8 protein-coding genes and 2 pseudogenes are annotated in these 9,841 nt (G+C 64.6%); 7 read left to right on the top strand and 3 right to left on the bottom strand.

What is annotated here, in order from left to right:
• Positions 1–183: 183 nt before the first annotated feature.
• A pseudogene (locus tag ACFCZF_RS37135) lies at positions 184–419 on the bottom strand (site-specific integrase); the annotation flags it as partial.
• A 456-nt stretch (positions 420–875) separates the two neighbouring features.
• Between ACFCZF_RS37135 and ACFCZF_RS37140 the strand changes: the two are divergent.
• On the top strand, positions 876–1,256 hold the full coding sequence (locus ACFCZF_RS37140; RefSeq protein ID WP_376675414.1) for a peptidase inhibitor family I36 protein: 381 nt from the start codon (positions 876–878) through the stop codon (positions 1,254–1,256).
• A gap of 111 nt (positions 1,257–1,367) precedes the next feature.
• Positions 1,368–2,198: a hypothetical protein gene (locus ACFCZF_RS37145; protein ID WP_376675415.1), complete on the top strand. Its 831-nt coding sequence runs from the start codon at positions 1,368–1,370 to the stop codon at positions 2,196–2,198.
• A 415-nt stretch (positions 2,199–2,613) separates the two neighbouring features.
• Here the strand turns inward: ACFCZF_RS37145 and ACFCZF_RS37150 are convergent, their stop codons facing one another.
• Positions 2,614–3,963, bottom strand: a complete 1,350-nt coding sequence (locus ACFCZF_RS37150; protein ID WP_376675416.1) for a glycosyltransferase family 39 protein — start codon at positions 3,961–3,963, stop codon at positions 2,614–2,616.
• Between the two features lie 231 nt (positions 3,964–4,194).
• The gene (locus ACFCZF_RS37155) at positions 4,195–5,595 is read right to left on the bottom strand and encodes a hypothetical protein (protein ID WP_376675420.1); all 1,401 of its coding nucleotides are present in this window, start codon (positions 5,593–5,595) and stop codon (positions 4,195–4,197) included.
• Positions 5,596–5,891: 296 nt separating this feature from the next.
• Between ACFCZF_RS37155 and ACFCZF_RS37160 the strand changes: the two are divergent.
• From ACFCZF_RS37160 to tpg, 5 genes and pseudogenes are all read left to right on the top strand, one after another.
• Positions 5,892–6,104: pseudogene (locus ACFCZF_RS37160) on the top strand (helix-turn-helix domain-containing protein); the annotation flags it as partial.
• Between the two features lie 63 nt (positions 6,105–6,167).
• Positions 6,168–7,517 carry a hypothetical protein gene (locus ACFCZF_RS37165; protein ID WP_376675421.1) on the top strand — a complete coding sequence of 450 codons (1,350 nt, stop codon included), beginning with the start codon at positions 6,168–6,170 and terminating at the stop codon, positions 7,515–7,517.
• A 139-nt stretch (positions 7,518–7,656) separates the two neighbouring features.
• Positions 7,657–8,193 carry a hypothetical protein gene (locus tag ACFCZF_RS37170; RefSeq protein WP_376675417.1) on the top strand — a complete coding sequence of 179 codons (537 nt, stop codon included), beginning with the start codon at positions 7,657–7,659 and terminating at the stop codon, positions 8,191–8,193.
• 217 nt (positions 8,194–8,410) lie between these two features.
• The gene (locus ACFCZF_RS37175) at positions 8,411–8,803 is read left to right on the top strand and encodes a hypothetical protein (protein WP_376675418.1); all 393 of its coding nucleotides are present in this window, start codon (positions 8,411–8,413) and stop codon (positions 8,801–8,803) included.
• Positions 8,804–8,806: 3 nt separating this feature from the next.
• Complete coding sequence (tpg, locus tag ACFCZF_RS37180; RefSeq protein WP_376675419.1) at positions 8,807–9,361, top strand: telomere-protecting terminal protein Tpg; 555 nt, start codon at positions 8,807–8,809, stop codon at positions 9,359–9,361.
• Positions 9,362–9,841: the final 480 nt, after the last annotated feature.

Genomic DNA, 9,841 nt, shown 5'->3' on the forward strand with positions numbered 1-9,841 from the left:
GCCGACCACCTGGTAGGTGAAGTCGTCTCACTCCTCCAGGACCCGTGGCTCGGTCGGGCCGGAGGTGGCCGGTGCCACCGTGCACCGGACTGTGACGACGGTAGATGTCCATCGGCGGCCGGCGCCGCTTGTTGTACGCGGCGAGCGGGTCGTTGTCCACGGACACGCCGACGTCCGGGTGATGTGCTCGTAAAGCAGGGCGCGGGCCTGTCCGTACGACAGCCGCGCCAGGCCATTGTCCGGGCGGACGTCGCGGGCTCTGGGGACCTTGCCTGGGCCGGGCGGCGGTGGGTGACGAACACTGGCCCGCGGGTGCGGCCCTTGAGTAGGCAGCAGCGCGCGGTGCCCGCGTCCCAGTACACGGACTCCAGCGCGAAGTCCTCGCTGGGCCGACGCCCGGCCAGGTCCAGCTCCTTGATGCACCGGCTCGCCCCCGAGGAATCCGCTCGCTCTGACGATCAGCACAGTCATGCAATATCACGGCAGTGGGGCTCCGCTCCGCCGTGAAACCAGGTGAAGCCCACTCACCGGTTCGTGTCACCAGCGACCCGACGGCCACGGTTTGCGGCGTTGCGCCTGCATCTCGATAGGACGTGCCGCTTTACAGAACGACCACTTCTGGACACACGTCGAACACATCCCAGTGATGGCTACCGACGAGACATGCCTGCTCACCACCTGCATCGGGAGGTGCAGTGCGAGTCGATCTACACCCCCAACATCAAGACAACCGTTCGAGCTGACGTTGACCATGCGCCCGACAACCCGTTGAATCTTCATGACCCAAGGCGACAGCGAGAGCACGGTAGGTGAGCGAGCTGACCACCCGTTGGCCTGCTGTGTGGCTGTCACTTGCCATCTACGGAGGGAACGTCATGAAGCGCAGAATCCTTTCTTCACTCGGTGTCCTGGCCCTGTGTGGTGGAGCAGTGCTGGGGGTGACCCAGACGGCGACCGCCGGTGAGACGGGGGCTCAGGCCGGCTCCTTCTGGCTCTTCCAGCACGACGGCTACGGCGGCAGCAGCAAGAACTTCGGCGGCGACGACCGGTACCTGAACAACACCAACTGGAACGGCACGTCCAGCAGGGTCGACAACGGTGCCAGCTCCATGAAGAACCAGACCGGCTCCGACGTGGTGCTGTACGAGACCAACGGCTGTTCCGGCCCCACCTACTTCGCCCGTCCGAACTCCGTTGACTCGGACTTCAGCAACAACAACTTCGACAACAAGGCCAGCTGCGTCGACTTCCGCTGATCCGTCGCTGAAGGTGGCGGGCATTCGTGCCCGCCACCTTCAGCATTTCTGCCACCTGAGGGAATCCCTATGCGGTACCGCCCTGCCCGTTCGCTTACCGCCCTTCTCTTCTTGGCCGTGCTCGTCGGAGGCTGCGCTGAGCAGGAGGAACCTCAAGGAGCTAGGCTTTTAGCGCCACCCCCTACAGACGAGGTCTATGAGATCGTCCTCCCCTTCGATGCCTATGAGCTATCTCTTGAAGAGACCTACCAGGACTCCGCTGCGCGTGACGAACTGATACGACGATGCCTTGAGGAAAAAGGCTACGACTGGCCGGCCATTGAGTACCCGAAAGGCGTGCAGGATCCGAAGAACCGCAGACGGTACGGCGTGATTGAGATGCCTGTTGCCAGGAAGCTTGGCTACCACCCTACTCCAGGGATGCTGGGGTCGCGTGAAGTGGTTGAACAACGAGAGCGACGAGACAAGTCGCTGAGCGCTGAAGCTCTCGAAGCCGTCTACAACGAGAAGGACGGTTGTGGGAAGAAGGCGAGTGGGTACTTGCTGCGCAACGGAGGGAAAGCCGATTACGACCTGCTCAGACAGTTGAGTGAAGAAATTTTTAACGAAGCTCACGGTAAGCCCGAGGTGAAAAAGGCGTCCCGTGCATGGAGTTCGTGTATGGCGGAGCAGGATTTCAATTACAAGGCCCCCACTGATGCTCTAGCTGATGAACGATGGTGGTCTGAAGAAACTGATCGCGCCTCGTCCGCTGAAATTGCAACCGCTGTTGCCGATGTCGAATGCCAGGGGCGCAGTGGGTTGATCAACGTCTTGTATAGGACCGAGAAGCAGCTGCAGCAGCAGGCCGTGATCGAGCATCAGAGGTACTTCGACTCACTTATGCGCGCCAAGGGAATAAATGTGGCCAACGCGCGAGAAGTTCTGAGTGGTGCTGGTTGAGGTCGTACTGCGTCCCGTGTCAGAACGCGATCCATACGGAAAGTGCGGCAGCCACCGCGAGGAGGGCTGAAGCGAGAATCCACCCAGCTGGCCTCAGTTCATGAAAGAACCGCTCAGTGCGGGCTTCCCCCGGCTCCGAATGCCGCGCTTCAGGTGCTGATGCGGCGTAGCGCTGCATTAGTCGGGCTGTCCACGAAAATGCCGCAATGGTTGCTAATGCGGCCCACACCAGCAAGAACGATATGGCGGCAGAAACTACGTGCACAACTCATTCCCTCCCCGCAGAGCAGTTGACTGGCTGCCCCGCTCCTGACCTGTCTCGTTGCCCCGGCCAGCCGCTGACCGTACGTGAGTGGTGGCGCCGTTCCTCCACCATGAAGAGACAGCGACGACCTGTCCAGAGCCGATGCGGATATCAGTCACACTGCCCAGTTCTGACATAGAGTGAAATCTGTGCACCACGCACCTTCGTACGCGCACAGCGTTCGAAGTGGTCCTTGAGTACCTGACGCTTGACTACTTCCTCCGGGAAGGTGTCCAGTGGCTGACCAGCAGGATCGGAGAGCGAAATGATCTTGTCTTGGTTGAGCATCCTGGCGCGGATGACAGAGGCTGGTAGCTCTGTGCCGTGCAGGGTCCCTGAAGTCGCTGGGGTGACGTCGAGCGCCAGGTCATCTATCTTGTGATAGACGGATGGTGCTGACAGTAGCCATTCGCGACGTCGCGCAGGCATGAACAGAACCGAATCTCCCCGGTGTGCGTAGGACTCGACGGCCTTGGCAACCGCAACTGTGTTGTCCTTCCTGCTCTCTGGCGAACGAATCAGCAACGACCATGGCAGCAGGGCGGCCAGACTCGCGGCGGCCAGACCGCACGCCGTGAAACGCACGCGCAACGAGCACCAGGGCATCGAACGCACAAGGCTGTCCATCGCGCACCCTAGGAGAAGAGCGAGTCCGGCCATGCTGTACAAGACATAGCGCTCCACGTACCAGGGCTTGAGCAGCGAAACCGTCATGAGCAGACCGCCCGGGAGTACGAGGAGCGGTAGCGCCACGGCGGGCAGCGTCAATCCGGACGTCCCCGGGAAGCAACTGGCGGCGTCTGCTCGAGCGACGTAGAGACCCAAGGCCAGTCCAGCAGCCGAAATGGCGAAGAACTGGAGCCAGACTGCGAGGGTGGGCCCTCCAAGCCAGCCCAGTTGCTCACCTGACTGCCCGACGCTTACGACCGCTAGCGGGGTGATTGCCACAGTGGCAGCAGCAGCGGAGACGATCCACGACCGAATTACGGGGCGTGTGGCGCCCACGACGCGCAAAGTAGCACCATGAGCCACGAGCACCAGTATGGCGAATTCGTGCAGCCAGCCGGCGATGGCCACAAGGACGGCGTAGGCGACCCACAAGCGTGCGGAACCCCTTCCCATGCACCGCACGAAGACGTAGCAGGCCCACACCACCGTTGCGGAGACCAGCGCGTATGACCGGCCCTCTTGGGCGAAGTGCTGCACCATGGGAATTGCCGCGTATAGCGAACCAGCCAGGACACCGGTCCTCCCATTTCGCAAGTGTCGGCCCATGGCCCCCACACCTGCTGCCGCCACGACAGTGGCGATCACGGAAGGGGCCCGTAGTGCCAGGAGCCCGCCGTCCCACACCCCGAACACCCCATGCATGATCAAGTAATACAGGCCGTGCACAGCATCGATGTTGCCGAGCAGGGACCAGATGTCACCGAGCGATCGATGCGCCACCTGGTAGGTCACCGACTCATCACGCCACATACTTCCCTGGCGCTTGAGCCCCCACAGTCCTAACGCTGCAGCCGCCGCGGCCGGGACCAGCAGGGGGGCGGCTCGGCTCGCTCGAGCCCGTACTCGAGTTGGTTCACCCTCGGCAGCTTTCGTTGCGTGCTGCTCCGCTGGTGTCGTGTCAGTTGCAGAAATGAGAGCGTTCCCTTTCTCCGTGGCACCCAGCGGGCGCAGCGTTCAGTGCGGTCAGCAGAAGCCAGGGCGGGCATGGACAGTCACCCGGGCCGAGCCGACGGTGCGGCTGCGGCAGGGGGTGAATGCCGAGGACAGCACCGCACGCTTTCTGCTGTCCTGATCACTTGTTTCGAAGGCCTCGCGTTCCCGATCGCGAACCACCACGACCCGTGTGGACGCGACCAGACGGTCCGCAATGACGTCGCTGGCCAGTTCGGTTCCGAACAATGTGTGTGACGATGCGGGCGTCCGGGCCAGGGCCAGGTCGGTCATGCCCAACGAAGCGGGTGAGGTGCGCAGCATCCACACGCGACGGCTCTGGGGCAAGAAGATCACGCCGTCCCCCGGCGCCCCCAGCTCCTGAACTGCGGCCGCAACCGCTTTGGCGTCGTCGCTGCGGCTGCTCGCGGAGCGCAAGTGAGATCCGACCGGCACAACAAGTGTTACAGCCACCAGGCTCGCCACAGCCGCGAGTCCGACACGAGCCGGCCGTCGCCGCACTGATTGCCACAAGCTGATACAGGCTGCTCCAGCCAGGACGGATACCCCAGACAAGGAATACAGCACGTACCGGTCGACGTAGAGCGGCTTGACGAGCGAGGCCAGCAGGAGCAGCCCGGGGGGAAACACGACGAGCGGCAAGGCGACTTGGTCCAGGGGCATGCGGGGCGTTGCGTATGGCCAGGGCTCTATGCCAGCCCCGCGCCGCAAGAGTGTGCGGCACAGCAGTCCTACCAGGACGAGGAGCAGGTAGCCGGAAAGGTCTCCTGCCAGGCTCACCTCAATCCATGCGACCTGCCCCGTCTGTCCCAGACTCACCCAGACCAACGGTGCAAGGACGAGGAGGACACAGCTGCAGGCGATGCCCCATCCGCGCGCCAGGGAACGTGGTGCCTTCAGCCATGTCAGGGTCACACCATGGGCGACAAGCGCGAGGACCGCAAACTCGTGCAGCAGGCAGGCCGTCGTGGAAAGAAGCGCGTACGACACCCACCAACGCCGCTTTGAGGAAACCAACGCCCGGACCAGACAGACCGTCGCCCAGACGATTGCGGCTGTCACCAGCGCGTACGAGCGTCCCTCCTGGGCATAGCGCTGGATGGTAGGCCACAGCGCGAAGATCAAGCCGGCCATCCCGCCCGCTGCGGGCCCTGCCAGCCAGCGTCCCAAGAGCCCGACTCCGCACGCTGCCAGTGCCATCGCAAGAACGGACGGAAGTCGGAGGGCGATCAAACCGCCGTCCCAGCATGCGAAGACACCGTGCATAAAGAGGTAGTAGAGACCGTGTACCGCATCGGCACCATCGAGCGTTGCCCACAACGCTTCAGGCGTCCGGTGAGCCATGTCGTACGTGACGGCCTCGTCCTGCCAGATGCTGCCCTGTCTGCCGAGGCCCCACAGGCCCAGAGCCATCACCGTGGCAGCGGGAAGCAAGAGGGGCAGCCAGTACCGACGTCCGGATGCCGCGTGCGTTGGGTGTCGCGGCGGAGGCGCTGAAGGCTGTGCCGTTGCACGCTGAACAGTGGCGCGGCGAAGGGCGGGTGCGGTGCCGATGACCAGACTCGTTTCTCTGGGGGACCAACGACGCTCCTCACTTCACCAAGGAAGACGTTGATGGTCAGCTCTGGTTCGGGTCGCCTATCAATTTCTTCATCAGCTAGGTTGACCTGGCCTAACACCGCTGGAGGTGTTGAAGGCGGAAGGGGAGTATGGGACGTCGGGAGAAGGAACTGGACCCCAGCGCCGGTCCTGTTCAGGCCTTTGCACACGAGCTGCGTCAGCTGCGCTCGGCGGCTGGTAACCCGCCCTATCGTGAACTGTCCAGACGGGCCGGCTTCTCTGCGCCGACTCTGTCCGAGGCAGCGGCCGGACGTCGACTGCCGAGTCTCCAGGTAGCTCTGGCATACGCGGTTGCATGTGGAGGTGAAGCCGCCGCATGGGAACGGCGTTGGCACTCCGCCCAGGGAGATGCTGCTCGGCAGCCCGTGGACGAGGCGGACTCTGCCGCATCGCCCTACCAGGGTCTGCGGCGCTACGAGATGAGCGACCAAGCCCTGTTCTTCGGACGCGACTCGCTCGTGAAGGAGCTCTACGCGCTGACCGCCGCACACAGGTTTGTCGCCTTGGTCGGAGCTTCCGGAAGCGGAAAGTCATCGATCCTCCGAGCAGGGCTGATCCCCGCCCTACGCGATCCGGAGGCCACGGGTCCTGCCCCAGCGACCATCCGCATCTGCACCCCCGGACCAAACGCAGATTCGACGATCACACCCCTCTTGGCGCCCGCCAATACCAACGGCGACACCTTCCTGATCATTGATCAGTTCGAAGAACTCTTCACCCTCCAAGACGATCGCACGCTGCAGAACCAGCTCATCGATCGCCTTCTGACCGCCTGCACGACCGACCGCCTCCGGGTCCTGATCGCTGTACGAGCCGACTTCTTCGGCCACTGCGCCAACCACCCCGGCCTCGCCCGCGTCGTCAATCGAGCCCACCTGCTCACCTCGGCCATGTCACCCCAGCAATTACGGGCCGCTGTGACCAAACCGGCAGCTGCCGCCGGCCTCGTCGTAGAACGGGCACTGACGGACCGCATCCTCACAGACGTGGCAACGGAGCCGGGAGCGCTGCCCCTGATGTCGCATGCGCTGTTGGAAGTGTGGCGGCGCCGGTCGGGCAAGACCCTCACCCTCGCTGCGTACGACGCCATCAGCGGCGTACACGGGGCCATCGCTCACACTGCAGAGGCGGTCTTCGCCAACCTGTGCGAGAGCGAAGCTGAATTGGCCCGCACCATGCTGCTTCGGCTGATCTCGCCTTCTCGTGACGGGGCCGACACCCGCCGTCCCGTCGCTCGCTCCGAGCTCGTCGCTGACGAACGCCAAACAGCAGTGCTTGAGCAGCTCATCGCAGCACGGCTGCTGGCCGTGGACGCCGATACCGTCGAGCTGGCGCACGAGGCTCTCATTACGGCCTGGCCGCGGCTGCGCCAGTGGGTCACCAGCGAACGAGACCGCCTCCACGAGCACCGGCGACTCACTGAAGCCGCCAGAACTTGGGAGGATCTGGACAGAGACGCTGGAGCTCTCTACCGCGGTGTGCTGCTCGCGGTAGCACGCGAGCACTTCCTCGCCGCCGACGGCCAGCCAGTCAGCGAGCTCAACAAACTCGAACAGGATTTCCTGCTTGCCAGCGTCTTTGCATACGAAACGGAGGAAAAGGAAGCAACGCGGACAGCCCGACGCGTGCAACTGCTCAGCGTGCTACTCATCGTTCTGACCGCGTCCGCACTCGCAGTATGGGTTACCTGGTTTCTTGGCCGCGAACATCCCTGAGAGCAAGAGCAAGAGCAAGAGCAAGAGCAAGAGCAAGAGCAAGAGCAAGACCCCGTTTCAAGGGGGATTGATGGTCTAGCGGCTCTCCGTTACCTTAGACGCATCGACTCCGTTAAATGATGGTCTCAGGGGAGGCACGTTGATCCAGATCACGCTGGGCAGACGCAGGTCGATCGACCCGAGCGAGGACGCCTTCGCGCGGTCACAGATCGGTTGGACCGAAGGGCTCTCCGATCAGCAACTCCACGACATCGCCCGCGGAACCTGGGTGATGCCCGGCGAACGCGTCGAACGAGAGCGGTTCGCCGTCGTCAGCGGAGACGTCATCATCAGGCAGGCCATGGAGATCGACCGGGTCGTCGACACCCCCGACGGCCGGCGGGCCTTCGAAGGGCGGATCCTCGGCCCCGGGCATCCGGTGTACGACCACTACGTCGGCAAGCCCGCACCGAACGGCGCCCAACAGAACCCCATCACCTACTTCAAGTCCCCACTGGACAACCGGAAGTGCAACTGCGGCTGCGGCAAACCGATCGAACGCGGCGACTTCCTCCCCGGACACGACCAGCGGGCCATCCACGAAAGGATCGCCCGCGTCGGCACCGTGATGGACTTCATCACCTGGTTCGACCAGACCTGGAAGGCCGACGAGGACCAGCAGGACGATGCGGCATGAGGAAATGCCACCGTGCTGAGACGGAACCCGTGGGACATCTGATGAGACAGCAGAGCAAGCAGCAGGTCAGCGCGGCCTGGAATGACAATGGCGTCGCGAACCTACACGACGCCGTGCTCGACGAAGGCGAGTAAGGCCCGCAACCAGCGACACCGGCATGGCCGTCCCCACGGAAGGCCGGCGCGCACGCTCAACCGCATCGAAGGAGCCGTAACCGATGACCACCCCCGACGCCGCGCCCCCGCAGTGGCGAGTCCCCACCACCCCGCCTGCCCATGACCCGGCGCTGTTCGCGCGGGCGATGCGGGACATGCGCCTGACCTGGCGCGCCCGCGGCATCCTGGCCGAACTCGCCACCGGCTACACCCCCGGGCAGGAGCCCACGGTCAGCGAACTGATCTCCCTCACCCGCGCCGAGCGCCTGGCCGCCGAGGGCCGCGACGCCTTCCGTAAAGCGGTCGGCGAGCTGCGCAGCCTCGGCTACCTCACACCCGACGCCACCACGGCCTCCGGCGTGGGCGAGCGCCTGGTCGTGGACCTCGCTCCGGCCGCCGACGCCCGCCTGATCCCCCAGCGCTACGGCCACAGCCCGCTCACGGACGGGAGCTGACCGGTGGGAGAGATTGAGGACGCTATCGAGCGGGCCGACTTCGAGGCGTTCACCCGCGAGCCCCCCAAGGGCCTCAAAGGCCGTATCAACTTCCTGCTGGGGCAGCTGAAGACCACCAAGGCCGTCGCCGCCGAGCTCGGCGTCACCCAGCGCTCGGTGGAGCGCTACCGCACCGGCGAGCGCAAACACCCGCCCAAGCCCATCGCCGACCGGATCGAGACGGCCGTACGCGCCCGGTGGCAGCCGAAGGTCCGAGGGCGCCGCCGCAAGCAGGCCGCCACCGCCACTGGCATCACCGTCGAAACCAGGGCCCGGTTCGGCTACACCGCGCCCGTCGGCACCACCGACGACGGCCGGATGCGCCGCCTGACCGTCCACCTCCCCCCGGCCTACGCCCGCCGCCTGTTTGACGCCCAGCAACAAGGCGCCACCGACCAGCAGATGCGCGACATCGTCGCCCAAGGACTGCAGGAGGTGTACTTCAAGGACGGCGGACGCCGCGCCGCGGGCCTCGAAGTCGCCCTCACCGACATCGACTATTTCGACCTTTCCTACTGACCGGGCTCGAGCGGCCTCCCGCCGCCTCCTCGGGTTTCGCCGCGCGGTGGCCGGCTGGCCCGATTCCTTGAGCGTCTCGGAGGGCGCTCAAGGAATCGGGGGCCGCGGCGGTTGTTGTGGGATGCAGCGGAGCGGGCGGCTGATGATCTGAGCGGCGGGAGCTGGCGAGCGGCCCCGGGCCCGCCGAAGGTCTGCACAGGAGGCTGCCGAAGGTGCCGCCGACGACCGGAGGGTCGGTAATCCGGTCCCGGCCTTAAGGAGCAATGGGACAGCGGTTCGGGCAGGCCGATCGGTACTGGTGACGGCGTGAATGCGGTCTGTCGCGGGGCGGGTTGGGATCTTTAGGCTCTGCTCATGTCGAAGCAGAAGCGAGGCAGGAAGCACCGGGGCCTTGACCCCGAATCCTGAACACGGGTTATGCGGCTGGTGCAAGCGTAGTTGGTGTGAGGTGGAAGGCGTTCTCGAAGGCGATCGGTGATC

This window comes from Streptomyces sp. NPDC056296, assembly GCF_042268605.1.
In the GTDB taxonomy this organism is placed as follows: Bacteria; Actinomycetota; Actinomycetes; order Streptomycetales; family Streptomycetaceae; genus Streptomyces.